Origin of the sequence: Chitinophaga chungangae, assembly GCF_017742215.1 — a bacterium.
GTDB lineage: Bacteria > Bacteroidota > Bacteroidia > Chitinophagales > Chitinophagaceae > Chitinophaga > Chitinophaga chungangae.
Genome location: NZ_JAGHKP010000002.1, coordinates 714,361 through 740,606, shown reverse-complemented (window position 1 = coordinate 740,606; position 26,246 = coordinate 714,361). Strand labels below are relative to the sequence as shown.

At 52.6% G+C, this 26,246-nt stretch carries 24 protein-coding genes and 1 pseudogene; 6 read left to right on the top strand and 19 right to left on the bottom strand.

Translation table 11 applies throughout. From position 1 onward, the window contains the following. The first annotated feature begins 125 nt into the window (after positions 1-125). The 3 genes from lptB to fabG are packed head-to-tail and all read left to right on the top strand — an operon-like array spanning position 126 to position 3,253. Positions 126-887, top strand: a complete 762-nt coding sequence (gene lptB, locus J7I43_RS11125) for an LPS export ABC transporter ATP-binding protein (protein ID WP_209145746.1) — start codon at positions 126-128, stop codon at positions 885-887. A 29-nt stretch (positions 888-916) separates the two neighbouring features. Then, a complete protein-coding gene (locus tag J7I43_RS11120; RefSeq protein WP_209145745.1) occupies positions 917-2,452 on the top strand; it encodes a GH3 auxin-responsive promoter family protein in 1,536 nt (511 codons plus the stop codon). A 51-nt stretch (positions 2,453-2,503) separates the two neighbouring features. Beyond that, positions 2,504-3,253, top strand: a complete 750-nt coding sequence (gene fabG / locus J7I43_RS11115) for a 3-oxoacyl-[acyl-carrier-protein] reductase (protein WP_209145744.1) — start codon at positions 2,504-2,506, stop codon at positions 3,251-3,253. 118 nt (positions 3,254-3,371) lie between these two features. Here the strand turns inward: fabG and J7I43_RS11110 are convergent, their stop codons facing one another. Continuing rightward, on the bottom strand, positions 3,372-4,250 hold the full coding sequence (locus J7I43_RS11110) for an SMP-30/gluconolactonase/LRE family protein (protein ID WP_209145743.1): 879 nt from the start codon (positions 4,248-4,250) through the stop codon (positions 3,372-3,374). A 57-nt stretch (positions 4,251-4,307) separates the two neighbouring features. Between J7I43_RS11110 and J7I43_RS11105 the strand changes: the two genes are divergently transcribed. Then, positions 4,308-5,357 carry a nucleoid-associated protein gene (locus tag J7I43_RS11105; protein WP_209145742.1) on the top strand — a complete coding sequence of 350 codons (1,050 nt, stop codon included), beginning with the start codon at positions 4,308-4,310 and terminating at the stop codon, positions 5,355-5,357. Positions 5,358-5,360: 3 nt separating this feature from the next. Here the strand turns inward: J7I43_RS11105 and J7I43_RS11100 are convergent, their stop codons facing one another. The 10 genes and pseudogenes from J7I43_RS11100 to J7I43_RS11060 all read right to left on the bottom strand — a co-directional run bounded on the left by J7I43_RS11100 (position 5,361) and on the right by J7I43_RS11060 (position 17,398). Next, on the bottom strand, positions 5,361-6,821 hold the full coding sequence (locus J7I43_RS11100; RefSeq protein WP_209145741.1) for a rhomboid family intramembrane serine protease: 1,461 nt from the start codon (positions 6,819-6,821) through the stop codon (positions 5,361-5,363). 64 nt (positions 6,822-6,885) lie between these two features. Beyond that, a complete protein-coding gene (gene ricT / locus J7I43_RS11095) occupies positions 6,886-8,382 on the bottom strand; it encodes a regulatory iron-sulfur-containing complex subunit RicT (RefSeq protein ID WP_209145740.1) in 1,497 nt (498 codons plus the stop codon). 254 nt (positions 8,383-8,636) lie between these two features. After that, positions 8,637-9,773, bottom strand: coding sequence for a DNA polymerase III subunit (locus J7I43_RS11090; protein WP_209145739.1), 1,137 nt, complete (start codon positions 9,771-9,773; stop codon positions 8,637-8,639). A gap of 20 nt (positions 9,774-9,793) precedes the next feature. Further along, the gene (locus tag J7I43_RS11085) at positions 9,794-10,318 is read right to left on the bottom strand and encodes a hypothetical protein (RefSeq protein ID WP_209145738.1); all 525 of its coding nucleotides are present in this window, start codon (positions 10,316-10,318) and stop codon (positions 9,794-9,796) included. 8 nt (positions 10,319-10,326) lie between these two features. Then, positions 10,327-10,848, bottom strand: a complete 522-nt coding sequence (locus tag J7I43_RS11080) for a glutathione peroxidase (protein ID WP_209145737.1) — start codon at positions 10,846-10,848, stop codon at positions 10,327-10,329. An 88-nt stretch (positions 10,849-10,936) separates the two neighbouring features. Beyond that, the gene (gene recR / locus J7I43_RS11075) at positions 10,937-11,560 is read right to left on the bottom strand and encodes a recombination mediator RecR (protein WP_209145736.1); all 624 of its coding nucleotides are present in this window, start codon (positions 11,558-11,560) and stop codon (positions 10,937-10,939) included. 22 nt (positions 11,561-11,582) lie between these two features. Further along, positions 11,583-13,043, bottom strand: coding sequence for an Ig-like domain-containing protein (locus J7I43_RS11070; protein ID WP_209145735.1), 1,461 nt, complete (start codon positions 13,041-13,043; stop codon positions 11,583-11,585). A 53-nt stretch (positions 13,044-13,096) separates the two neighbouring features. After that, positions 13,097-14,797, bottom strand: a complete 1,701-nt coding sequence (locus J7I43_RS25015) for a PD-(D/E)XK nuclease family protein (protein ID WP_378108747.1) — start codon at positions 14,795-14,797, stop codon at positions 13,097-13,099. 108 nt (positions 14,798-14,905) lie between these two features. Then, positions 14,906-16,255: pseudogene (locus J7I43_RS25010) on the bottom strand (ATP-dependent helicase); the annotation flags it as partial. A 3-nt stretch (positions 16,256-16,258) separates the two neighbouring features. Next, positions 16,259-17,398: a DUF3298 and DUF4163 domain-containing protein gene (locus J7I43_RS11060; RefSeq protein ID WP_209145733.1), complete on the bottom strand. Its 1,140-nt coding sequence runs from the start codon at positions 17,396-17,398 to the stop codon at positions 16,259-16,261. Between the two features lie 84 nt (positions 17,399-17,482). Here J7I43_RS11060 and pdxH point away from each other — a divergent pair, with 84 nt between their 5' ends. After that, complete coding sequence (pdxH, locus tag J7I43_RS11055; protein WP_209145732.1) at positions 17,483-18,121, top strand: pyridoxamine 5'-phosphate oxidase; 639 nt, start codon at positions 17,483-17,485, stop codon at positions 18,119-18,121. A gap of 98 nt (positions 18,122-18,219) precedes the next feature. Here the strand turns inward: pdxH and J7I43_RS11050 are convergent, their stop codons facing one another. The 6 genes from J7I43_RS11050 to J7I43_RS11025 all read right to left on the bottom strand — a co-directional run bounded on the left by J7I43_RS11050 (position 18,220) and on the right by J7I43_RS11025 (position 20,891). Beyond that, on the bottom strand, positions 18,220-18,336 hold the full coding sequence (locus J7I43_RS11050; protein WP_120517705.1) for a 30S ribosomal protein THX: 117 nt from the start codon (positions 18,334-18,336) through the stop codon (positions 18,220-18,222). 97 nt (positions 18,337-18,433) lie between these two features. Then, on the bottom strand, positions 18,434-18,703 hold the full coding sequence (locus J7I43_RS11045; protein ID WP_074241463.1) for an HU family DNA-binding protein: 270 nt from the start codon (positions 18,701-18,703) through the stop codon (positions 18,434-18,436). A 296-nt stretch (positions 18,704-18,999) separates the two neighbouring features. Continuing rightward, positions 19,000-19,302 carry a DUF4286 family protein gene (locus J7I43_RS11040; RefSeq protein ID WP_209145731.1) on the bottom strand — a complete coding sequence of 101 codons (303 nt, stop codon included), beginning with the start codon at positions 19,300-19,302 and terminating at the stop codon, positions 19,000-19,002. Continuing rightward, on the bottom strand, positions 19,299-20,066 hold the full coding sequence (locus J7I43_RS11035) for an exodeoxyribonuclease III (RefSeq protein WP_209145730.1): 768 nt from the start codon (positions 20,064-20,066) through the stop codon (positions 19,299-19,301). The genes J7I43_RS11040 and J7I43_RS11035 overlap by 4 nt, the downstream gene beginning before the upstream one ends. Positions 20,067-20,239: 173 nt before the next feature. Further along, positions 20,240-20,512, bottom strand: a complete 273-nt coding sequence (locus J7I43_RS11030; RefSeq protein ID WP_209145729.1) for a hypothetical protein — start codon at positions 20,510-20,512, stop codon at positions 20,240-20,242. A gap of 97 nt (positions 20,513-20,609) precedes the next feature. Further along, positions 20,610-20,891 (bottom strand): hypothetical protein, encoded by a 282-nt coding sequence (locus J7I43_RS11025; RefSeq protein ID WP_209145728.1) that lies wholly within the window; start codon positions 20,889-20,891, stop codon positions 20,610-20,612. A gap of 434 nt (positions 20,892-21,325) precedes the next feature. Here J7I43_RS11025 and J7I43_RS11020 point away from each other — a divergent pair, with 434 nt between their 5' ends. After that, on the top strand, positions 21,326-23,296 hold the full coding sequence (locus J7I43_RS11020) for a sensor histidine kinase (protein ID WP_209145727.1): 1,971 nt from the start codon (positions 21,326-21,328) through the stop codon (positions 23,294-23,296). A 1,262-nt stretch (positions 23,297-24,558) separates the two neighbouring features. On the opposite strand, the gene pyrH is transcribed toward J7I43_RS11020, so the two are convergent. After that, on the bottom strand, positions 24,559-25,248 hold the full coding sequence (pyrH, locus tag J7I43_RS11015) for a UMP kinase (protein ID WP_449508511.1): 690 nt from the start codon (positions 25,246-25,248) through the stop codon (positions 24,559-24,561). 171 nt (positions 25,249-25,419) lie between these two features. Further along, positions 25,420-26,244 (bottom strand): translation elongation factor Ts, encoded by an 825-nt coding sequence (tsf, locus tag J7I43_RS11010; protein ID WP_209145725.1) that lies wholly within the window; start codon positions 26,242-26,244, stop codon positions 25,420-25,422. Positions 26,245-26,246: the final 2 nt, after the last annotated feature.

Below are 26,246 nucleotides of genomic sequence, written 5' to 3'. Positions count from 1 at the left end.
CCTCGCAAAAATAACATATCCCTTACTATTTAACTAATAGCAAATAAATGGTTAAAATAGTCGGGCGGGGCAGGTGAAAACCTTGTCCATTCGCCGATTTTATTATTTTTGCTGAGATTCAATCTATGGAATTAAGAATACATACGCAGCAACTGGTTAAGCGTTACCGGGCCAGGACCGTGGTAAACCACGTGTCCGTAGAGGTTACGCAAGGGGAGATCGTGGGCCTTCTGGGGCCGAACGGGGCGGGCAAAACCACCACGTTTTATATGGTGGTGGGCCTTATCAAGCCCGATGAAGGAGAGGTGTTCCTCAACGACCTGAACATTACCAAGCTGCCCATGTACAAACGTGCGCAGATGGGCATCGGCTATCTGCCGCAGGAGGCGAGCGTGTTCAGGAAACTGAGCGTGGAAGACAATATCGCCGCCGTGCTGGAAATGACGAAGCTGAAAAAGGCTGAACAAAAGGAGAAGCTGGAAACGCTGCTCTCCGAATTCCGCCTGCAGCACGTGCGCAAAAGCCCCGGCGATGTGCTCAGCGGCGGCGAACGCCGAAGAACCGAGATCGCCCGCGCCCTGGCAGTTGATCCCAAATTCATCCTGCTCGACGAGCCCTTCGCCGGTATCGACCCCATCGCGGTGGAAGATATCCAGGGGATCGTAGCCAAACTCAAATACCGCAACATCGGCATCCTCATCACCGACCACAACGTGCAGGAAACCCTGTCCATCACAGACAGGGCCTATTTATTGTTTGAAGGCAAAATTCTCAAGGCCGGTACCGCAGAAGAACTGGCGGAAGACGAACAGGTAAGAAAAGTGTATCTTGGGCAGAATTTCGTTCTTCGCAGGAAGGATTACCTGGACGAAGCAGCTAAACAATAATCACTATTTAAACCCTACTTAAACCTGGTATGAAGATTTTAAGTCCAGCGCTGTCACAACTCGCCAGATTACGGATGGGGCGCATCGAGCATTTTATGCAATACCCGCTGCAGGTTCAGCAGCAGGTGTTCCAAAACCTGCTCAGCGCGGCCCAGTATACCGAATTTGGCAAACAGTACGGCTTTTCCAATATTTTTAAAATAGACGAGTTTAAACAAAGGGTACCGGTACATAACTACGAATCCATCAAACCTTATATCCATCGTGTGATGGAAGGCGAGCAGAACGTGCTCTGGAACACGCCCATCAAATGGTTCGCCAAAAGCAGCGGCACCACCGCCGATAAAAGCAAATTCATCCCCGTGTCCGTCGAAAGCCTCGACGAATGCCACTACCGCGCAGGCCGCGACGTTTTTTCGCTTTATTACAACAACTTCCCCGATTCAGACGTGCTCACCGGCAAATCGCTCGTGATCGGCGGGAGCCACCAGGTCAATAAACTGTCTGCAGACAGCGACAGCTATTTCGGCGATCTCAGCGCCGTGATGCTGCAAAACATGCCCTTTTACGGCAACCTCGTCCGTACGCCCGACCTGTCCATCGCGCTGATGGACGAATGGGAAGAAAAGATCGAACGAATGGCGCAGGCCGTGATCCACGAAAACGTGACTTCCATCGCCGGCGTTCCCACCTGGACCATCGTGCTGATCAAAAGAATATTCGAGCTTACCGGAACAGACAACCTGGCCGACGTATGGCCCAACCTCGAAGTGTACATGCACGGCGGCGTGAGCTTTACGCCTTACCGCGAACAGTTCAAACGGCTGATCCGCAAGCCCGGCATGAATTACCTCGAATCTTACAACGCATCCGAAGGTTTTTTCGCCGCGCAGGACGTGATCGGCGAAGAAGGCCTGCTGCTTTTCCTTAACCACGGCATCTTCTACGAGTTTATGCCGATGGAAGAATACGGCAAGGAATTTCCGCGCACGCTGCAGTTGCACGAAGTGGAAACGGGCAAAAACTACGCGCTCATTATCAGCACCAACGGCGGGCTGTGGCGTTACCTGGTGGGAGACACCATTCAGTTCGTGTCCATGGCGCCTTACCGCATCCGCGTGAGCGGCCGCACTAAATCTTTCATCAACGCTTTCGGCGAAGAGCTGATCGTGGATAATACAGACAATGCCATCGCGACGGCCTGCGAAATAACGGGAGCAATAGTGAACGATTACACTGCCGCGCCGATCTATTTCAGCGAAACCGGCAACGGCGGCCACGAATGGCTGATCGAGTTCGAGCAGCTGCCGGCGGACCTGGAACGGTTCATCACCGTGCTCGACGAAACGCTGAAGACCATCAATTCCGATTACGAGGCCAAACGGCATAAAGATATGGCCCTTCGCCGCCCCAGCGTGCATTTGATGGCGCCGGGCACCTTCACCGAATGGCTGAAAAGCAAAGGCAAACTGGGCGGCCAGCACAAAGTGCCGCGCCTCAACAACGAAAGGAACGTACTGGAGGAGATCCTCCGTTTCGCCGGAAAACACCAGGCGGAGGGATAATTTCGATTACCTTCGCCCAATCATACTAAAGCTAAAACCTATCAGACAACAATGAAATTACTTGAGAACAAAGTAGCCATCGTTACGGGAGCCAGCCGCGGGATCGGTGAGGCTATTGCACTGAAATTCGCTGAAGAAGGCGCCAATATCGCGTTTACATATGTGAGCTCAGACGAAAAAGCGAAAGCCCTGGAAGCCAGGCTCGCCGAAAAAGGCGTGAAGGCGAAGGCGTATAAAAGCAATGCCGGTGTATGGGAAGATTGCGAAGCGCTGGTGAACGACGTGGTGAAAGAGTTTGGCACAGTAGATATTTGCGTGAACAATGCAGGCATTTCGAAAGATAACTTATTGCTCCGCATGAGCCCCGAACAGTGGGACGAAGTGATGGACGTGAACCTGAAAAGCGTTTTTAATATGACCAAACTGGTGATGCGCCCGATGATGAAAGCCAAAAAAGGCAGCATCGTCAACATGAGCTCCATCATCGGTATCAAAGGCAACGCGGGCCAAAGCAGCTACGCCGCTTCCAAAGCGGGCATCATCGGTTTTTCGAAATCCATCGCACAGGAGATCGGCAGCCGCAACATCCGTGTGAACGCCGTAGCGCCGGGCTTCGTGGAAACGGACATGACGCATTACCTGAAAGACGGCGAAGGCGCTAAAAATTACCTGGACCAGATCCCCCTGGGCAAGTTCGGCTCCCCGGAAGACATTGCCAATGTATGCCTCTTCCTGGCATCCGAAATGTCTGCCTACGTAACCGGCCAGGTGCTGAGCGTTTGCGGCGGTTTGAATACCTGATTTATAAGATCCTGATCAATAGAAGCCGTCCTGCAAAGGGCGGCTTTTTTTTGCGAAGCACAACAACAAAAAAGGCCGCCCAGCGGCCGCCTTCTTCAATATCTTCGGAATAACCTTCCTAAAAATTTTTCCCCGCGATCTCCACCCGGAACGTTTCCATACATTTCCTGTCTTGCAGGGTCACGAAGACCGTTTTCCCGTCTTTCCCGCCAAACACCAGGTTGCTGCACGATTTCCCCTTCAGCGCTATTTCCCGCAGCTGTTTGCCTTCCGGAGACAGTACTACGATGGTGCCTTTGCCGTAACGCGTCAGGTAAAGGTTGCCGGCCTTGTCGCATTTCATGCCGTCGAAACCATGGTCCGGGAATTCGGCGAAGAGCCTTTTGTTGGAAATATTGCCCCGTGCGTCCACATCAAACTTCCAGACCTTGCGCTGCACGCTTTCGTTCACGTACAGCGTTTTTTCGTCCGGGCTCAGCTCAATGCCGTTGGTGGTGCCCATGTTTTCCGCCAGCAGCGTGGTTTTCCCGTCTTTATCGATGCGCCAGAGCTGCCCCGTGCTGTTTTTCCAGTCGGGGTCGGAAGCAAATACCTGGTCTTTACGGTTTATGCAAAGATCATTCGGCTGGTTAAACCGGCCGGAATGCGCAAATACAGACACCTGGCGGGTTTTCATGTCCACCTTCAGCACGTTATGCCCTTTGAAATCCGCCAGCAGCATGTTTCCCCCGGAAGTGAACTGGATGCTGTTGGCAATGCTGCCTTCCGGGAGGGTAACGAACACTTCGCCGCTGCCGTTTTTTGTGCTGATGTTCCCGATGGTGCCGTCTTTGATGAAATTCACCACGTACAGGTTGCCCGCCTTGTCGAAGTTCGGGCCTTCGATATTGGAGGAGAACATGTTTTCCTTTGTGAGGTCTTTGGCGGTGTAAAGCGGTTCCTGGGCGAAAGTAGCGGCGGAAGCCAGGAGCAGCAGGGCGGCGGGGAGATGTTTCATGACGGGAAATTAATTTTTTTCGCGGAAAAAGTTAAATGCCGCTAATTTGCAGCCCGTATGATTCACGTATCTGATATCAAAGACCTGGAAAGGCTCACGATCCATAAAGTGGGGAACGCTTCTAACGAAGACCCGCTGGTGCTTTCGCAGCAACCGCTGGAACTGAAGGACGAAACCATCGGCAACCTGCTGCTCAGTTATTTCATCCAGCCCTTCACCAACAACGCCGAGTATTTCCGCTTCACCCACGATGCCGACCTGCAGCTGAACGAAGTGTTCAAATATTGCAGCCTCATTTTCGAAGACCACGAAAGTTTCCAGGAACAATCCGTCAACATCGCCAAACATCTTTATAAAGTTTCCACCCACCCCAAGATCAAAGGGGGCGAACTGTACATCGTTCATTTTTCAAAATGCCAGGTAGACGGCGAAGAAGTGGAAGCCATCGGCATTTTTAAGTCCGAAAACCGCGATACCTACCTGAAAGTGTACCTGCACGACGAAAATTACGAGCTGAATTACGACGACGGGATCAATATCAACAAGCTGGACAAAGGCTGCCTCGTGTTCAACATCGGGCAGGAAGAAGGGTACAAGGTGAGCATCGTAGACAGCAACAGCAAAAACGAAGCGGTGTACTGGAAAGACGCGTTCCTGCAGGTGGAAAGAAAGGCGGACAGTTATCACCAGACCGAAACCATGGTTACGCTGTGCCAGCAGTTCATCCAGAACAAGCTGCCGGAGGAGTTCGAAATGAACCGCGTGGACCAGATCGACCTGCTGAAAAAATCAGCCACTTATTTTAAGGAAAAGGAACAGTTCCAGGTAGACGAATTTGCGGAAGAAGTGCTGGGCCACCCGGATGCCGTAGACGCTTTCCGCAATTACCGCGAGCATTTCCGCGACGAATACCGGCTGGACGTGCCGGACGAATTCGACATCTCCAATCCGGCCGTAAAAAAACAGCAGAAGTTCTTCAAAAGCATTCTCAAGCTGGACAAAAACTTCCACGTATACATCCACGGCAACCGCGAAATGATCGAGCGGGGTTACGACGAAGAGCGGAACATGAATTATTACAAACTTTTTTTCCAGGACGAAAAGTAAGGCTTAGTAATTCAGCTCCCGGTGCATTTGTTCCAGTTCATGCACCGCCTCGATGATCTGCCGGTCGTACCGGTTGCGGCCTTCGCGCAGGGTTTGATAGTTCAAGGTGAATATTTTTTTGCGGGTACTGTACAGTTTGCGCAGCAATTTGTTCTGCTGCCGCGAATCGTAGCCTAGCGAAAGCCGGTCGATCTCGTCCATGATGCGCAGGTTTTCGTCCATGTAATAAATGGCATAATTCTTCAGCCACTTCATTCTTTCCTCATCGCTCTGCGTGCGGTAAACACCCGAGGCCAGGATATAATTTTCATCCAGCCGCGCCCTTTTTGCCATATAATCGTTCACATCCCGGGGCAGCAGCCAGTACACGGCGGAAATAATGATCAGCATCAAACCTGTTGCCAGCGCGGTACTGCGCACCATCACGCCGCGCGATGCGTTTTTCTGCAGGCCGGCGTACAGCAGCTGGGCCAGCAGCATGCCCGCTACCAGTCCGCCGATATGCGAGGCATGGTCGAAGTTGGTGGAAAGGAAAATGGTGGAAAGGCTTAACAGGATGTACAGCCCGATGCTGGTGAGCAGCGCTTTTCTTTCGCCCGGTTCAAGAAAATGGTGAAGGGAAAGGGTGAGGATGAAGCCGAAAAGTCCGAACACCGCGCCGGAAGCGCCGAGCGACGGCGTGATGTCGTACCACCAGAGGCTGGTAAGACTGGCCATGACGGCGCAAAGCAGGTATACGAGCAAAAAACGCCAGCGGCCGAGCAACGGCTCGAGGTAAATGCCGCATACCATGATGGCGTACATGTTAAAAAAGAGATGCAGTCCGTCTGCATGTAAAAAAGCCGCTGTAACCAGCCGCCAGGGCTCGCCGAAAAGCGTGAGCGGTTTAAAGCTGGCGCCGAACCGTTCCAGCACCTGCTGCGCTGGCGCCCAGCCGCTGCTTTCCGGGAACAGCCATTTGTTGGTAAGCAGCAGGAAAATAAAAACGTTCAGCACAATAAGGACCGGGGTGATGAAATATCCCTTCACCGGCATGAACACCTGCATAAAACCCGCTACCACCCGCCTGCTGCGCGTGAGGTGAATGGCTTCGCCTTCCGGGCGGATGCGTTGCCGCCGTTCTTCATAAGCTGCATGTAAAGTTTCCGGGGAAGTTTCCGCTGCAATTGCAGCAACCGTTTTCAGCAACCGTTTAACATTCTGCCGGTTCCTGCCAAGATCGAATATCTGCACGCCGGTGGAAACGCTGAACAGGCTTACCTCTTCCGGCATAAACCGGATGCTTACCTGCTCGTTCCAGGACCGGAGGCTGAAATTGGTGAATGCGGTGATGCTGCCGGGCGTTACTTCGCTTACCTGCCAGCCCATCTTTTCGACTGCCAGCCAGAAAATAATGAGCTGTTCCGCTGGACTGCGGTTTTCAAAGGACCAGGTGGCGCCGTATCGGGGAGGAAATCCGATCATGATGGGACAATAAACGTAGAGACGCTACAAGAGCGCCTCTACTATATACGGTACAATAACTGTTTTATTGTTTGTTATCCGGTTGTTTGTTGTCCGGTTTCCGCGGGGGGCGGTTCCGGTTGCGGCCTCCGCCGCCTTCACGGGGTTTCTGGTCGCCGCCTTGCTGCGGTTTGGGCCCGCCTTCGCGGGGTTTTTGATCGCCGCCCTGCTGTTTCGGGCCGCCCTGTCCGCTTTCGCGGGGCTCGCGGGGTTTCTGCTCGCCACGATTTTCGTTGCGGGGCGGGCGTTGTTCCCTGGGCTTCTGGTCGCCGCGTGCTTCGCGGGGCTCATTGCGCTGTTCTCCGCCGCGTTGTTCGCGCGGTTTTTGCTCGCGTGCTTCACGGGGTTTCTGATCGCCGCCACGTTGTTCACGCGGTTTTTGATCCTGCCTGCCGCCGCCTTGCGGGCGCTGTTCTTTCGGGCCGCGGGCCTGTTGCTGGCCACCGCCGGACTGCGAAGGCTGCTGGGTGCCGCCGCCTTTCGGCTTGTCTTTCTGGTGGTGCTCTTTATGTTTTTCTTTCGATTTCTGTTTACGTTTCTGGGAAGCTTTTTCCAGTGAACGGAGGCTGATCTGGCCCACAACGTCCGCAAAGCCGAGGTCTACGTCTTTGGCGGCGGTTTTGGAAGTGACCACTTCAACGGCTTTAAGTTCTTCCGGCTTAATACCCTGCCTGTTCAGCTGGCGTATTTCCTTTACGCGGGTAATGGTAAGCGGGTACTGTTTATTGCTGTTGTCGTAGGAATACCACATCAGGTTTTTGAAAATGTCGCGTTTTTGCAGGGTTGCATTGCCGCTGGCGGTTTCAATAGTATCGCAGTCGTCCGGGAAATCTTTCAGCGCATCGAGGTACGTGTCCAGCTCGTAGTTCAGGCAGCATTTGAGGCGGCCGCACTGGCCGGACAGTTTTGCCTGGTTGATGGAGAGGTTCTGGTACCTGGCGGCGGTAGTGTTCACGGATTTAAAATCGGTAAGCCAGGTGGAACAGCAAAGCTCGCGGCCGCAGCTGCCGATCCCGCCTACTTTCCCGGCTTCCTGGCGGGCGCCGATCTGGCGCATTTCCACCTTCACCCGGAATTCGGAGGCGTAGATCTTGATCAGCTCACGGAAATCCACACGGTCGTCTGCCGTGTAAAAGAAAGTAGCTTTCCGGCCGTCTGCCTGGATCTCCACTTCTGCGAGCTTCATTTCCAGGCCAATGCTGCGGGCGATGGCCCGCGCTTTTATAAGGGCTTCGGTTTCGCGTTTTTTGTTCTCGGACATGCGGTTCATGTCCTCGGCAGACGCGCGGCGCAACAGTTTTTTCACTTCGGGCGTATCTTCCACCCGGCGTTTTTTCATCTGCAGTTTTACCAGTTCCCCCGTAAGGTTCACCATGCCTACGTCAAAACCGCTGATTCCTTCCACAGCCACCATTTCCCCCTTTTCGAAGAGCTGTTTGGTGGAATTCCTGAAGAAGTCTTTGCGACTGCCGTTATTAAAACTTACTTCTATGATGTCAAATGGTGCTAAACTATCGGTCAAGGGAATATTGGACAGCCAGTCGAAAACATTCAGCCTGTTACATCCTCCGCTGCTGCAACCTCCATTACTCTTGCATCCCGCCGGCTTCCCATCCGCACCCGTACCACATCCGGCACAAGCCATATTATTTTGGTTTATTATTTTAAAAAATAGTTATTCCTGCAATGCCAGGTCACTAAAAGTACATATTTACTTCCAGATTCACAAAGACGTACAGGGAAATAAGGGCCAAAGGTACGCTAAATAGTTGACAGCTATACCGGCAGCTGCCGGCCTTTGAAAATGTACTGAAGGCGGATAGACAGCGCATGGAAGAGGATTTTGCCGTTCGCGTTCCGTTCGATATGGTAATACGCATTGTCCAGCTCCTCCGTGATCTCGCCCATCTGCCCCAGGTTGGCCAGTTTTTTCAGTTTTTCCGCGAAATCCACCTCTTCGTCCGAAAACGCCAGCTGGCTGCGGTCCATGTACTGCACGCGCAGGCTGTGCTCCAGCACGTTGATGAAATACCGGAGGAACTGTTTCTGGTTCTCCCGGCCCATTTTCGCGCTGGCCATATGCTCCACCCAGTCCTGCAAACCCTGCCGGTTTTGCATGAAAATGCAATTGAGCCAGGTGCGCAATAATTCATGGTAATCGTTCTCTGCGTGTTGCAGCAGTTGCAAAGCCTCCCGGTAATTGCCGGACGCAATGGTGGCGATCTGCCGCGCCCGCTGCTCGGCCACCTGGTTGCGCTGCACCAGGGCGGTCACCACTTCCTGTTTGGTGAGCGGGTTGATCTTCACCAGCTGCGTGCGGGAAAGGATTGTGGCCAGGATCTGCTCCTGGTTCTCCGCCACGAGGATAAAAACGGTATTGGGCGGCGGCTCCTCGATGAGCTTCAGCAGGCGGTTGCCTTCGTTGCCGAGGTATTCCGGCATCCACATCAGCAGTATCTTGTACTCGCTTTCGAAACTTTTCAGGTTCAGCTTGCGGATGATGTCCGAACATTCATGCGCGGTGATATTCCCCTGTTTGTTTTCCGCGCCGATAAACTGCAGCCAGTCGTACGCGTTGCCGTACGGCTGTTGCACGATATATTCCCGCCATTCGGCGATGTAATCGGTGCTTACGGGCTTGTCGCCCGGTTTGCGGGGAATAACGGGGTAGGAAAAATGAATATCCGGGTGAATAAATTGCGCGGCTTTTTTACAGGCGGCGCATTGCCCGCAGGAATCGTTTGGCTGGCGGTTCTCGCAAACCAGGTATTGCGCGAAGGCCAGGCCTACCGGAAGCCCGCCCGCGCCTTCGGGGGCCAGCATGATCATGGCGTGACTGAGGCGGTTGCGCTCCACGGCCTGCAGCAACTGGTCGCGCGCCGCTTCCTGCCCTATGATATCAGAGAAAAACATAGCCGTAAAAATACAGCATATTATTGGATGGATTGAAAACACACCTTGCTGAAAACTCCGCTTAGTTTCATGACGGGGTTCACGGTCTCTACGTAATAGGAGCCCGAGAGGTTGCGGTTGGCCACATCCATTTCCCGGATAGTGATGGAAGAAGTATCAGTGCTGAGGAACGTGTAATCTTTCCCGTTTTTCACGCCGATCACTACTTTCCCCGCATCGGGATACTGGTTGCGGAGGGAAAAGATATAATCGCCGGTGTGGAGACTGTCGTTTCGCAGGGTGTTGCCGGAATACCGGGTATCGGAGAGGTTGAGGATCACGCGTATGCTGTCCTGGTATGCTTCCACGCTCAGCAGTTTCACGTTTTCGTTGCGCAGCATGTTGGCGCTGAGTAGTTTAAGTGAGTTGAATGTGCCGTTGTTCGCCAGGTTAAATGCCGCTTGTTCGCAATTCAGCACGGCGTTGGGGTTATAATCGGAGCATCCGGACAGCAATAACCCGGTACAACCAATGGCTGTAAAAAATTTCAGTAGATCTCTTGGCATATATTCGGTTAGTGTTTTTCTATCGCCTCGGTCACTTCCGGCGAATCAGGCTGCGTGCGGGGCTTGAAAACGGCCACCAGCTCGCCTTTCTCGTTCAGAAGGTACTTCTGGAAGTTCCAGGTCACTTCTTCGGGAGACAGTTGTTTTGCCTTGCTTTCGGCTATCAGCCACTGATACAAGGGGTGAATGTCCGCGCCTTTCACGGAAATTTTTGCCGCCATCGGGAACGTTACGGCGTATTCCTTGGTGCAGAATTCCTTGATCTCCGCGTTGGAGCCCGGTTCCTGCCCGCCGAAGTTGTTGGCGGGGAAACCCACGATCACCAGCTTGCCCTTGTATTTTTTATACAGTTTTTCCAGTGCGGCGTACTGCGGCGTATTGCCGCACATCGACGCGGTGTTCACGATAAGGATCTTTTTCCCTTTGTATTTGGAAAAATCGATCTTCCCGCCTTCCAGCGCATCTACCTTAAAGTCGTATACATTGCCAAAAAAGGAGAAAAGAACGGAGAGGATTGCTAATTTAAACATGACCCTTTTTATTTGGAGTGTAAGCAGTTTGAATAATAGTTACCGGATATAAAGATAGGCAAACTGCGTGAATTAGAAAATGAAGTAATTATTTCCCCTGCTGGAGGTAGTTTTCCAGCGGCAGACGGTTGGTGAGGGAGCGTGCCAGCGTCATCTCGTCCGCATATTCCAGCTCGCCGCCAAAGGCGATGCCCCTCGCGATGGTGGTGATCTTCACGGGGTAATCCTTCAGCTTTTTGGAAAGATAATAAATGGTGGTGTCTCCTTCGATGGTAGGGCTCAGCGCCATGATCACCTCTTCGATGCCCTGCTGCTGTACCCTTTCCACGAGGGAATGGATCTGCAGCTGGTCCGGCCCGATGCCGTCGATAGGGGAGATGATGCCGCCCAGCACGTGGTAGACGCCGTTGAACTGTTGTGTGTTCTCGATGGCGATCACGTCGCGGATGCTTTCCACCACGCACACCACCCGCCCGTCGCGGGAATGGTTGGCGCAGATGCTGCAGGTATCTTCGTCGGACACATTATGGCAATGCTGGCAGAATTTGATCTGGCGCCGCATCCGTGCGATGGTTTCGGAAAACAGCTCTACCTGCGCCGTGTCCTGCTTGAGCAGGTGCAGCACCAGCCGCAGAGCGGTCTTTTTACCAACGCCGGGGAGCCTCGCAAATTCATTTACGGCATTTTCGATCAATGCGGAAGAGAAGATCATTTTGCAAAATTACGGATAAAGGCTATAGTTTGACCGCCGGGCTTACCGTCCAGTTCTTTTTGATGTTGATGGGCTCTTTGAACGAAAATACGGTTTCGGGCTGCTTTTTGGGCACACCGTAATAAGAGCCGGTGTCCCATTTGCCATTTTTGTCGCGGTCTATCACCACCCTGATGGTGTATTCGCCGGGTTGTACCAGCCCCCGTTCCCATTTGCCGTCGGTGATCACGCCGGTGTATTTCAGTTCGGTGCCGGAAACGAGCTGTATCACGAACTGGTAGCTGGTGTCGTTTGCGGGCAGCACGCGGCGGGCGCTGTCGCTGATGGTGAGCGCTACTTTAACAGTGCCGTAGTCGTCGAGGTCTTTGGCTTCGAAATTCACGGTGTCTGCCTTGGCGGTCTGCAGCCCGGAAGTGTCCGTGGCGAAGCCCGCGGGCAGAATGATCTCGTAAGGTTTGCCGGGTTTCCAGTTATAGGCGATCTTGAAAGCTTTGGCCGTGGTGTCGGCGGGGTGAAGGCTGAAGGGTACTTTTTTGCGGGTGGTGTCTTCGTACAGCCCGATCTGCGCCGTATCGAGGCTGCGGATGGGGAAGTTGAAGGTCATGGTGAGCGAATCGCCCAGCTCCTGCTGCCCGCCGTTGAGGTCGAAACCCACCTGCAGGCGTGGTTTGCGTTTCTTTTCCTTGTCTTTGTCCTTCTCCGGCTCGGGCTGCGTTACTTCGGGCTCGTCTTCCAGCCTGATGGTGTCCACTTCGTTGAACAGCGCCAGGTTCATGTCATACAGGTTTTCGCTGAGATGCACCAGGCTGTCCGAAAACGCGATGAGCTCATCGGGCTGCGTGTACTGGTAGTCGCGGTCTTCTTCTTTCAGCGCAAAAAGCCGGTAAGTGCCGGGTTTCAGGTTGCGGAAGCGGTAACTGCCGTCACCCTTCGTTTTGGAGAGGTAAAGCGGTTTTTCTTTCGATACGACGGAATCTTCCAGGTTGCTGTACAGCATTACCGCGATATTGCTGTCCGGCTTGCCGGTTTCGGCCACCAGCACTTTGCCGGTGAGCTGAAGGGAATCCATATAGTCGCCGGTAGACACCACGTACTGGAAATCCTCGATGGGATTGCGTTCGTTCACGTCTTTCACGGCGTCGCCGAAATTGAAAGTGTAAGTGGTATTGGGCTGAAGGGAATCTTTGATCTCGAGGGTCACTACGCGCAGCTTGGCGGTGATCACCGGGGTGCGTTTCATGGTGGGCGATACGATCAGCTTTTCGATCACATTGTCCAGTTCCACGAATTCGTTGAACTGGAAAACGACCCTGCTGGAATTAAAATTGAGGGTGGAATCCAGCGGGGCAACGTGTACGAGCCGTGGCGGCAGGGTATCGCGGGGGCCGCCCCCGGGAGGCACGATGTTCGCGCACTGGGTGAAAAAGCTGCACAAAGCCAAAACGAGTAATGAGACTGTCCAGCCCCGCAAATTCTGATTCATGATTCCTGACCTGAGAATTAAATTATTTGCAAACTTACTGTTTGTTGTCGATTTTATTCATCCTCCTCTTCCACGAGGGAATGCAGGGCGATTTCCAGCTTGTTGTCTTTCACAAACCCGCACCATTTGCAATCTTCCTTGCCGCAGCCGGTATAAAATTCCTTGTTCTGTATCCTGATCCAGCTGTCTTTGATCTGCTGGGTCACGGTGGTGATGTCTTCCGGGAGAATATCAATTTTTTCTTTGAAATACTCCTTTTGTTTGTTGGGCTCTATGAAATCAAATTCCGTGCTAACTACCTGCCAGTTCTTCTGTTTGTAATTATCTAACAAAATTTTATAGAATACGGCCTGCCGCCAGTAATCCCCGCCATTGGGGTCGCGCTGGTTCGGCCGGTCGAATTTGCGGTAGTCTTTCTTCGTTTTTTCGTAATCGCCGGTTTTATAATCCACCACGTTTATTTCATTGCCGTTGAATTCCAGCTTGTCGATCTTGCCTTTGAGCGGTACGCCGTTCACCACCACGTTCCGCACGTTCCGTTCGATGCTCACCACGGTGTTCCAGGTGTGGAGATATTTGTCGTAGTACGCGGTCAGAATGTCTTCCCCGTATTCCATCCTTCTTTTAAAGGCTTCTTTGGTAAAACATTCCCGGTTGCGCAGCATGCTGTATTTGAAGTCTTTGATAAACTCTTCCCTCGGCGGGAATGCGCCATTTTCCTGCATTTTCTGGAACAGCTTTTCCAGCGCAAAGTGCACCGCGGAGCCGAATTCCGTGTTTTCGGAACGACCGGTCGGCACGCGCACGAGGTTCTGGTAATAAAACGCCAGCGGGCAGCGCAGGTAATTGTTGAGCGCCGTCACGTTCATGGTAAAACCGTTCAGCAGCGTGTCGATAAACAGCTGGTCCACCTTTTCGATCTCCGGCGCCAGCTCCTTGCCGTATTGCAGCGCCTCGAACTCGAACAGGGTCTCGTCCGGCACTTCTATTTTATGTTGCGGCAGGATGTGGTTCTGCAGGATTTCGCTGATGAACATGCTGGGCTCCAGCGGTTTGCCGTCTTGCCGGAACTCCGGATAACTGATGTACAGGTGTTTTTCCGCCCGCGTGATGGCTACGTAAAAAAGGCGGCGCAGCTCCTGTTCGTCGGTGGACGTGGCTTCGGTGGCGAACACCGTGTCCGGGAACGAAAAGCCCGATGCGCTTTTTTTCTTTTTTTCCCAGAGATGGGAATTGACGCCCGCGAGGAACACGTATTCGAATTCCAGGCCTTTCGCGCCATGGGCGGTAAGCAGGTTCACGCCTTTTTCGTTGCCGGAAACCTGCACCAGCGGGATGGCCAGGGCGTTGCTTTCCATGAGGTCCACCGTTTCCATGATGGATACGATGTTCATTTCAGGGTGACGGTGTGTTTCGTCTTTAATGAAATCGAACAGGGCCTGGAGTATTTTCATGAGCCAGATCTTTTCCGGCGAAGCCATGATATATGCCAGGATGCCGCCTTCGCTGACGATGTTGGAGAACAGCTGCTGGAGCGTTACGTTATGCGCATCCGCGATCCACTTTTCGAGCAGGTTGCCCAGGCGCATGGCCTCGTCGTGCGGGGCCAGCGAAAACAGCGTCGGGTTGCGGGTTTTGTTCCAGTCCTGGAGGTACTTGCGGATGGAAGATTTTTCGTTGTACCCTTTTTCGGCCACTTCGATGCTGATGCGGGCGGCTTCTATGGGCGGTATTTTGTAGAAGTCGTAATGCATGATCTCGAACAACAGATCGTCGCCGCTGTAGGGCGTTTCCAGTTCGCAGGCGATATACCGCAGGATGTGGATGATCTTTTTCGCAAAGGGCAGCTCGAACAGGTTGCTGTTCCGTTTGGAATAGAAAGGAAGTTTTTTGAGGCGGAAATACTGCGCCAGTTCTTCCCCGTACTTATTTTCTTTATAAATGATGGCGATCTTGCCGGGTAAAACGCCCTGTGCAAGGATCTGCTCCACTTCGGTGGTGATGCCGGCCATTTCGTCGCGGGGCGTGTTGTAACGGCGGATCACGGGCGGGATGTCCAACGGGGTGAGTTTTGCATTGGAAGCCGAGAGCTGCTTGCTGAGCCCGTCCAGCTTGTCTACCAGCCGCGAGCCTTTGTTGTAGCCGATCACAGACATGCTTACATCGAGAATGTTCTGTACGGAACGGTAATTCTGTGTGAGCACGATGGTGCGCAGGTCCTGCGCGTAATGTTCGCCGGCGAACTGTTCCATGTTCTCGATGTTGGCGCCCTGGAAGCGGTAAATGGACTGATCGTCGTCTCCCACTACGAACACGTTGGGTTTTTCTTCGCCGCCGGTCAGCAGCTGGATGAGTCGGTTTTGCGTACCGCTGGTATCCTGGTATTCGTCTACCAGGATGTATTGGAACCGTTCCTTGTAATCCAGCAGCAGGTTCGGGTTTTGTTCGAACGCGCGGATCACCCAATTGATCATATCGTCGAAATCGTAGCGGTTGGCTTTGTGCATCAGCTGCTGGAACACGTCGAACTGTTCCGTAGCGGCCAGCAGGCGGGCCATTTTTTCCCTTTCGGCGGCGAGTTTTTCTTCTTTCAGGTCGCCTTTTTTGAAGCGGCCGCTGGCTTTTTTATAAATATATTCCTCCCGTCCGGGCAGCGATTCCACGTACTTTTCCACGTTTTCGCGGATGAAAGGCACCGTCCAGCCTTCGCGTTTCATGGTGGAGAACAGGTGTGCGAGGTTGCGCATATCGAAATACACGTCGCCGCGGTAACGTTTGAGCGGGTTGTCTTTGGAAAAACCGTCGATGAGCGTTTTCAGCAGCTGTATTTTCTCGAGGTCGGAAATGGGATCGAGGGTGTTTTTTTCGAAGAGGGACAGGTTGTCCTGGATCACCTCGTTGCAAAAAGAGTGGAAGGTGTGGATGTTCACGCGGTAGGCGTCCGGCCCGATGAAGTCCGTAAGGCGCTTGCGCATGGCCACAGTACCGGCGTCGGTATACGTGAGGCAAAGAATGTTGTGCGGCAGGAAATCCGTTTCCTGGAGGATCTTGCCGATGCGCGAGGCGAGTATCTGCGTTTTGCCGGTGCCCGGCCCGGCGATCACCATCACGGGGCCTTCGGTATTGTCCACGGCTTCGCGCTGGCGCTCGTTGAGGCGCTGGTACACTTCCTGGAATCGCTGGTTATATTGCTGGCTCTCTTTGTTGTTCATAGATTATTGAAGGTACGTCTCCTTTACGATGCCATTGATGTCTGCAAAAGGTACGAATAAAGTGATCTGCCCGATGGCATAGGGACCGATCTCATACGGCGTGTAACTGAATACGACGCCTTTGCCGGCGATGAAAAAATTATCGTTCGGCTCGATGGCGCTTTTAAAAAGGTATTGTTTATCCAGCGGTTCGCCCGCGGGGATGTTGTATTTTTTGCGGAAAGATTTGTCCAGCGCGGCGGAGAGCGTTTTTTTATAACCCGGTTTAAACACGTCCGCGGGTTTGAGCGCTTTTTTGGCGGCGAGGTCCAGCGCGATGAAATTCGAGCCGTAATTGCCATGCGCGCCGCCGGTGAAGGCGGAAGTGAAATGCTCCAGCGCCAGTAGCGGCCACTTGTTGTACACGACGGTGACGGAGGTGGAAGCGTCCCAGTTCCAGCTGAAACCGTGCTCCCGCAACTCCGCGGTATCCACGTTTTTATTTTCGCCGCGGTATTCGTTGAGAAAGTCGTCCACATCCTGTTTGAGAAATACTTTCGGGCTGTCGTTGCCCAATTTCGGCGCGATGGCGTTGCGGATAAACGCCAGCACGGCTTCATCCGCGCCGCCGGTGGGCCAAACGGCGGAGCTGCTGGCGGTGGCCACGGGCGAATCGTGACGGCCGGGGATCAATATCGCGGAATCGTTGTACGATGCAACCATGAAACGGATGGAAGAATCCGCCGCTTCGTGCAGGTCGAAGGAATAATTTTTTCCGCCGCCGCTCCATTCGCCGGTGTAGCGGCCATCGGGAGATAATTTGCCGCGGAGATTGTTGGGCTCTTCGCTAACGCCGTATTCGGTGAAGTTCAGGCTGTCTGCCGTCATATCGCTGGTAAGCAGCGCGATCGGGTCGCCAACTTTGTCGTAATAATACCAGGCGGAATAGCGGCCTTTTCCATGGTTGATGAGCTCCATCGTTACGGGTTGCCCTGCCAGCGTGCCTTTCAGGTGTTTATAAAAAACGCCGCCGCCCGCCGGGATAATGGCGATGGTGGTATCTTTCGCGCCGGTGGCGGTGCTGTCGGCTCCCGAGCCGGTGTTTTTCTGCTGGCAGGCGTTGAGGCATACCAGCGCTGTGATCAGGCAAGTCAGGATTCTCATGCTTTCCGGTTTTAAAAACAGGTGTAAATTACCACTTATAGAGATACCATCGCGATATCGCGTAATTTTGTAAAAAAGGAAACGATGATCAATCAGAAGATAGCAGACCTGCGGCAGGATTACCGCCGCGCAACGCTGAATGAAAGCGAGGCGGCGGCCGACCCGCTGACCCAGTTCGGGCAGTGGTGGCAGGAGGCGGTACAAAGCGAGCTGGAAGAGCCGAATGCGATGACGTTGGCCACGAGCACGGCAGACGGCCGTCCGTCGGCGAGGATCGTATTATTGAAAAGTTTCGACGGGAACGGCTTCCTTTTTTTCACGAATTATGAAAGCCGCAAGGGGCGTGAGCTGGAGCAGAACCCGTTTGCCACTTTGCTGTTTTTCTGGAAAGAGCTGGAGCGGCAGGTGCGGATAGAAGGCACGGTGAGCAAGGCGCCGGCCGGCGTAAGCGACGAATATTTCCATTCGCGGCCGGTGGGCAGCAGGATAGGGGCGGCGGCGTCTCCGCAGAGCGAAGTGATACCGGACAGGCATTTCCTGGAAGAGCGGGTGAAAAGGCTGGAAGCGGCGGGTGAGCCCGAACGGCCGGAGCACTGGGGCGGTTATATCGTGAAACCTTTGCTGGTGGAGTTCTGGCAGGGGCGGAGCAGTCGTTTGCACGACAGGCTGCGGTATACGCCCGCGGGCGGGAGCAGCTGGAAGATCGAGCGGCTGGCGCCCTGACGATGTGATGATGTTGCCCGTTAACGGGCATAAATAAAGGGATTCCGGGCGTTTGCGGAGGCAGATGACCGGAATCCCCTATATCTGGCTTAACGGGGTTAAGCCTTTTTTTCTGCCTTGGGAGCAGCCGTTTTTTTGGTTTTAGCCGGACGGCTTTTGCCGAAAGAACCGTTAGAGATCTTTCCTTTCTTGGTTTTGATATCACCTCTACCCATTTTTTTATTGTTTTATTAGTAATGAAATGTACTGCAAAAATAAAAAAAGCAAGAAACAAATAATGTTCCTTGCTTAAATAAGTTGGGTCGCCAACTCTTAGAGTTTGTCAGACAGTGCTTTACCAGCTTTGAACTTGGCTACTTTTTTAGCTTTGATCTTGATGATCTGGCCAGTCTGGGGGTTGCGGCCGTTACGGGCTGCACGTTTGGAAACGGAGAAAGTACCGAAACCAACCAGAGTTACTTTACCGCCTTTTTTCAGGGTGTCGGCAACAGCTTTGGTGAAAGAATCCAGAGCATCGTTAGCTTGGGTTTTGGTAACGCCAGCGTCTTTGGCGAGTTTGTCGATCAATTCGGCTTTGTTCATAGTTAGTTAAGATTTAACTAGTGAGAAAATGTTTGATGTGAGCAAATATAGCGCGTTTTATAAGATTACCAAATTTTTAAAACTTTTTTTTGGAGGCTGAAAAACCCTACAGGTAACGTTTACAGCTGATCGGGCTTTTTTCCGGTTCAGTTTATTTGATCGGGTGTTTCTGATGAAACGCGCTACTGCATTGAGTTTTAATGCACTTGATCATTAAACGCGCTTTTGTACCAAGTATTGTACCAAAGCGCGGATGCCTTGAAAATAGTGAATTTCCTGTGGATAAGTTTGATGCGTTATACAACCTGCATCACCGTTCTGAAGGCTACAAACTGGTCTCCGAAAGTATCGAAAGCCTGCTGCCGGAGGGCCGGCGCGTACTCCTGCAAGTAGGTATAATAGTTTTCGAGGGTGTCGGTAAAGTATTGCACGGTGAAGGTCGGCCCGTCTGAATCGTCCTGCTCCAGCAGGCGGCACATACGGTAATCGTGAAACAGGCCGGTGGCGATGATCTCCGGGATGTGCTCCTGTTTCATCCATTCCACCCACCTGTCTTTGATCAGCGTGGAAACCTTTGTGGTGACATTATATATGATCATGCATTATTGAGTTGGAGGTAAACGGGGCAATGGTCCGAATGTTTTACCTGCTGCCAGATGGCGGCGTCCTGCAGTCTTCCGCGGAGCGGTTCCGTTACGTTGATATAATCGATGCGCCATCCTTTGTTATTGCCGCGGGCGTTTGCGCGGAAGCTCCACCAGCTGTATTGATCGGGCTCGGGGTGGAAATGGCGGAAGGTATCGACGAAGCCGCTGTCAAACAATTTGGTCAGCCAGGCCCTTTCTTCGGGAAGGAAACCGGAGGAATCTTTGTTGCTGACGGGGTTGTGGATATCGATGGGTTTGTGCGCGATATTGTAATCGCCTACGACTACGAGGTTGGGCCTTTGCTGGCGGAGCTGCTGGAGATACCCGAAGAACTCGTCGAGCCATTGGTATTTATAGGTCTGTCTTTCGTCTCCCGTAGTGCCGGACGGGAAATACGCGTTGATGAGCGTTACGTCGCCGAAATCGGCTCTTATGACCCTTCCTTCGGCATCGCTTTGCATATATCCGTTACCGTATTGAACGTTGTCGGGTTTTATTTTGGTCAGGATGGCGACGCCGCTGTAGCCTTTTTTCTGGGCGGGGTACCAGTAATCGGTGTACCCGATCTGTTCGAATTGCTGGAAATCCACGTTGTCGCGATGGGCTTTTACTTCCTGCAGGCAGATAACGTCTGCGGGATCGGTTTTGAGCCATTCGGTGAATCCTTTTGTCATGGCAGAGCGCAGGCCGTTGACATTGTAGGTGACGATCCTCATGATGAAATAATTTCAACAAAAGTAAGGATTCACATAAAAAAGACTGACGTATTATCGCACGCCAGTCTTTTAAGATGGTGTGTATAGGCCCTGTCTGCCTGTACAAACCGTTCCGTTTTTAGTTACCGTTGTCCGTTGATTTATTTTGGTAACACAAAGTGAGGGGGGGCTGTTTACAAGGGGCTAACGATATCGCCGAGGCCGAGGCCGCCGAGGACGCTGTTCAGCAGGTTGTTAACAGTGCCGAGAACGTTGCCGAGGCCGCCGGTGCCGGGAACGTCGCCGCCGCCGATCCCGCCGAGCAGTCCGTTAACGAGATTGGTAACGGTGCCGAGGATGCCGTCGAGACCGCCGATGCCGCCGAGGTCGAGGCCTCCGTTGATGTTAGAGGCGTTGGTAGCGGAGATTTCTTCGCATCCGAAAAATTGTGATTGGAGGTTTTGCATAAGAAATGGGTTTTAATGGTGAAGAGAAATTGTGAGAGAAAAAGGTGGCGCCCTGTACCGCGGCGCCACCATGTTTTAAACCGATTTTACGGGAATCTTAGCCCAGTAATCCACCGCCGAGACCGCCGAGGAGGCTGTTCAGCAGGTTGGTAACGGGGGCAAGCAGGTTGCCGAGGCCGCCAACGCCGGGAATTCCGCCGCCGGTGCCAGGCAGGCCGGGAAGGCCAGACAGCAGGGCATTGGTGTCGAGTTGACCGCCGATAGTGATTTTGCCGTTAACGTTGGTGATACCGAGTGAAAGGAATCCGCCGTTAACATCCTGGGTCGTGGTTGCATCCAGTTCCTGGCAACCATAGTTGTGTACTTGCAAGTTTTCCATATGATAGGAGGTTTGGTTAGAAAACGGTTTTGTTGGCTGTCATCTCCTGGGGTGCAGGAGCGTATCGGTGATGAATCCCGGGGGCTTTGGCGTGTTCATGGTCAGGGTCTGTGTTAATGCTCTGTCGGGGAACAACCGCGATATATTTTATGACAGGCTGTAAATTACTACGCCCTCATTAATCTTTCGCTGTTCAGTTTGTTCATTTTCAGAGAGTTAGCCGGATGTTTTATTCATTTTATGAACAAGCTTGTGTTAGCAATTGCTTAACATTTTATATGGAGAAAACCCTCCATATTGGAAACCAATAATTCCAACCGTTTTATGTAAATTATGCTGTGAAACGGCCGCCAGGCAGCCGCTGCCGTAATGGATTCCGAAACGATGCCGCTTAGTATTATCACCGGGTGCGCCCCGGATACACAATGTAGACCATGACAAAAATCTCCCTGTCCCGCAAATTCATGAACGGGAGCACCCTCCGGCCGATCCTGCTGCTTTTTACTTCTATCGCCCTTTTTTCAACGGCCCATGGCCAGCAACAACTCGTCCGCTCTCTCAAAAACACCCTGTATAGCGGAAAAGTGACAGACAGTGCGCAATATACCGACCTGCTCAACCGCATCAGCGCCCTTTCGCTCGTGCAGCAGCTGGACACCACTTATGTATATGCCGCCGAGGCCAAAGCCCTCGCCGCCCGCATACATTATCATAAAGGTCTCGCCGACGCCTATATGAACCTCGCCGCCAGTTTCTCTTTTCAGAATAACAGCAAGCTCGCCCACCGCTTTTATCTCGAAGGGCTTCACCGTTACCGCAACCTTGGCGATTCGGCAGGCATCTGCCAGGCTCTGTATTGCATCGGCAGCTATTATCATTATGAAGGTAAAGACGAGCTCGCCATCCCTTATATGGAAGAATCCATGGGCGTAGGCGGCCGGTTGCTGAAAGATTCCGTATGGGCCAGCATGCTCGCCAATTATTACCTCGTATTCGCTGAAGACAGCCTCCGCCAGGATTCCGCCCGCTGGGCGCTCGGTAAAGCGCGCGACATCGCTACCCGGTATCACGACGACCGCATCATAACCTACACCGGATTGTTCCTCGCGCATGAAGAAGTAAAGGCCGGCCGGCTGGAAAAAGCCATGGAAAATCTCCGCCGGCTCGCGGCACATTCCCTCAAAGAAGGATACAATTACCTCGCCCTCTACGCCAACGCGCAGATGGATATTTACGCCACTTACGCCCAGACCCCGGATTCTATCATTTACCGCAAACAAATGCTGGACGCGGCCATCCTCGGCGGGTACAAAAAACTGATGGTACGGCCCGTTACTTCGCTGTACCAATATTATAAAGCCATCGGCCCCGCCGAAGCGATCCCCTACGCCGACGTACTCCGCGAGATAGCCCTCCACCAGGAAGGCCTCCGCACGCAAGGCGAGCAGGATTATATGGAATCTTTCCTCCAGGAACAGGAAGTGCGTGCTTTGCGGCTGAATAAAGAATTGCAGGAGCAAACGCTTGTTTCCGATAAACTGAAAGGCCGTCACCGCATGATGCTGATCGTATTCGCCGTGATCTGCACGCTGCTGGCCGTGGGACTGGTGTACGTCTATTCCCGCTCCACACGCGAATCGCACATGGCCGCCAAACGGATGAAAGAGATCAACCGCATGATGATGGACAAAAACAAACAGTTGCAGCGGCACGACGATTTCAAGAACAAACTGTTGTCGATCCTCGCGCACGACTTCCGGTTGCCGCTTGCGCATATCATCAGCGTGACCAATCTTTTCCAGCAGAAAGACATCAAGCCCGAGCAGTTCCAGGAGATCGCCAACAGTATTTCGTCTATGGCATCGGAAACGCTCCAGCTGTTCGAAACCGTATTGAGCTGGATAAAAACGCAGCTGGCCGGGTTTGAGTACAAAGCGCATCCCTACCTGCTGCAGGAATTGTGGAACGATGCGAAAGACCCGTTGATGGCGGACATCATAGACAAAGCCTTGCTGCTCGACATAAAGATTCCCTATGGCCTCACCGTTCGCGTAGACCGTGAAATGCTGCAGTTCGTGAACCGGAACCTGCTGCACAACGCCGTGAAATATTCGCGCAGGGGCAGCCCGGTAACGATCGAAGCGCGGCGTAAAAGCGACCGGATCATCGTAACCGTGACCAACGGCGGCAGCGGCATCACCGAAATGGACATGCCATATATTTTCACGCACCGCGTGCCCGGCGCCATTACGAGGGAAACCGGCAGGGGAGCGGGTTTGGCCCTGATCATCTGCAAGGATTTTATTGAAAAGATGAACGGCACGATCACCGTATCCAGCGACGGCGAAACGTATACCACGTTTGAATATACCTTGCCGGCTTTTGAGGAAGACGAAATGGCGTGACCGCTTTTTCGTTCACCCTTTCTGTTTCATCGATTTAATTGTGTTGTCTTTCTGTGAGGAGAAAGAAGCACACGAATAGCATGCTCACTTTTCTCTTTCCTCGTTCTAATCATTTCATGAGAAAATTTTCCAGGGGAAGAATCCCCCGGAGCATTTCACTCATTCTAAGTTCGCTGTTGTACGAACGAATCACCGACATGGTTGAGCAAGGTGTTAAACAACCGGAAGCGCGGGTTGCAGTCCATTGTATCATATCTCCTTCGGGCTGAATTTCGAGGCGCCCAGGGGCCTGCGGCCCGCTGGAAATCCATAACGACCTCTCTTTTCCCTCCGGCCGTGTGTAGCGGTGCGACGATCCCTTGATCGCACGTTTACCCAGCCCCCGCTTTTCTTCCGGTTGTTAATGACTTAAGCCGATTAGTGATATTGACTGAATTTTTTCATGGGCTGCCAGGGATTTGGCCGGGATAGCGGCCCCTGGCGGATAGCCGGCGCAGATAATTGTTGTTGTACTGGGATGCTCCGTTGCGTTGCCTAACCTGTTCATTCAGGAACTGCAACTGAAGAAGCAGCTGCATAAATTCCCGGATACACACTAGCCCTGGTGTATGCTGAACGTAAGCCGCACCGATCACCCTGCCGGCCATCCACCCGGAGCGCGCTATCCGGCGCAATTACAAATCCCCCTTGGATTCTCCAGGCTGAACTATGAACAAATAATTATTTATTGCCGGAACCCGGTCTTTTTGTGCAAATGCCGAATAACTGAAACGCTTTGTCATGGCTGGGTATAACACTCCCGTCCATGTCACGGGCTGCCGTATCGCCGTGGTTTTTTCTTTGCTGCATGATATTTTTTCATGAACATACTTGATATGTTGTGAACGTCTTTTTTCCGGTCACAACGGGTTAACAAATATTTTTTGACTTCCTTCCCGGATGCAGATTCAACCCGGGTAATGTGAATCGCAAATGAAGAATGCAGGTTAACGATGCATGTAATTTAGGAATCAAAATCAATAAAAAGGCTGTTCACGCTGTTCATTTTTTGATGAACTAACCGCGACTGCGTGTATGCATTTGCGTTTGTTTATTCATCCCGGGATACGGTGAGAACATCAAAGAGAGCGTGATCAAGGGAGATGAGGTGTTGTCAATATTCAAAGTGATAATTCATATGTTCATTCCGATGGGAAAGGCCAACACTTCACCAAACAAAAAAGCCGGGGCAACCCGGCTTTTCCATATATCTTTTAAGGAAATTACCCCTTTACAAGCGTTCCCACATTCCTGCCCATGATCACATGCAACAGGTTGCCTATCTTGTTCATATCAAATACGATGATCGGCAGGTTGTTTTCCTGGCATAACGTAAAAGCCGTCATGTCCATCACATTGAGCGATTTCTGGTATACTTCCGTGAAAGTGATCGTCTCAAACTTGGTGGCCGTCGGGTTTTTCTCGGGGTCGGCGGTGTAAATGCCATCCACCCGCGTGCCTTTCAGGATCACGTCTGCCTGTATCTCGATCGCGCGCAGGGAAGCCGCGGTATCCGTCGTAAAATACGGGTTGCCCGTACCCGCTCCGAAAATCACTACACGGCCTTTTTCAAGGTGCCTGATGGCCCGGCGCCGGATATACGGCTCGGCGATCTGCTCCATTTTAATGGCCGATTGCAGCCTGGTATACATACCGGCGCGTTCAAGACCGCTCTGCATCGCCATCCCGTTGATCACGGTGGCCAGCATCCCCATATAATCGCCCTGGGCCCGCTCGATACCGGTTTCCGCTTCATTCATCCCGCGGTAAATGTTCCCGCCGCCAATAACAATGGCTACCTGTACCCCAAGGTCCGTTACCGCCTTGATATCCTGTGCATACTGGGATATCACTTTCGGATCAATTCCATAATTACTGTCTCCCATCAGGGATTCGCCACTCAACTTGAGCAAAATTCGTTTGTACTTTGGCAACATGTCAGCTATGATTATTGTAAGATCTGATTCTCCTTATTCTCGAATAGTGCTAATATACAATTCCGAACTCAAAAATATCCCCTGAATACGTATATGCAAAAAAAAGGAGAGAATTTTTCATCTCTCCTTTTGTATCGTTTAAAGCGATTATCCTAAAGCTACGCGCTTGAAAGTGGTCACTTTCAGCTCGCCGTCCACGCTTTTCAGGTGGTCGGCCACGGATTTGTTGCCGTCTTTTACGAAAGCCTGCTGCAGCAGGGTGCTTTCTTTGTAGAACTTCTGGATCTTGCCGGCAGCGATCTTCTCAGCCATTTCAGCCGGTTTGCCTTCAGCTTTGATCTGCTCGATCGCGATCTCTTTCTCACGGGCAACCAGTTCGGCCGGGATGCCTTCCGCGCTTACAGCCAGCGGGTTCATGGCCGCGATCTGCATGGCGACGTCTTTACCGGTCTCTTCAGAAACGGGTTTGCTGAAGCCTACCAGTACGCCCATGCGATAGTTACCGTGGATGTAAGCCACTACGGTAGCGGCTTCAACCCTTTCAAAGCGGCTCAGGGTGATTTTTTCACCGATCTTGGCCACCTGGTCGTTCACTTTGTCGGCAACGGTAGCACCGTCCAGGGCTGCGGCGTTCAGTTCCTCAACGGTCTGAACATTGTTAGCCAGCGCCAGGTCTGCGATAGACTGGGCGAAGGCTACGAAATCCTGGTTTTTGGCCACAAAGTCGGTTTCGCAGCTCAGCAGCAGCACCACGCCGGCTTTGCCGTCCGCAGTGGTTTTTGCGATCACAACGCCTTCTTTGGTTTCGCGGTCTGAACGCAGCGCGGCTACTTTCTGACCTTTCTTACGCAGGTAATCCACTGCTTTCTCGAAATCGCCGTCTGTTTCAACCAGCGCTTTCCTGCAGTCCATCATTCCGGCTCCTGTTTGCTGACGCAGTTTGTTTACATCAGCTGCTGTAATTGTTGCCATCG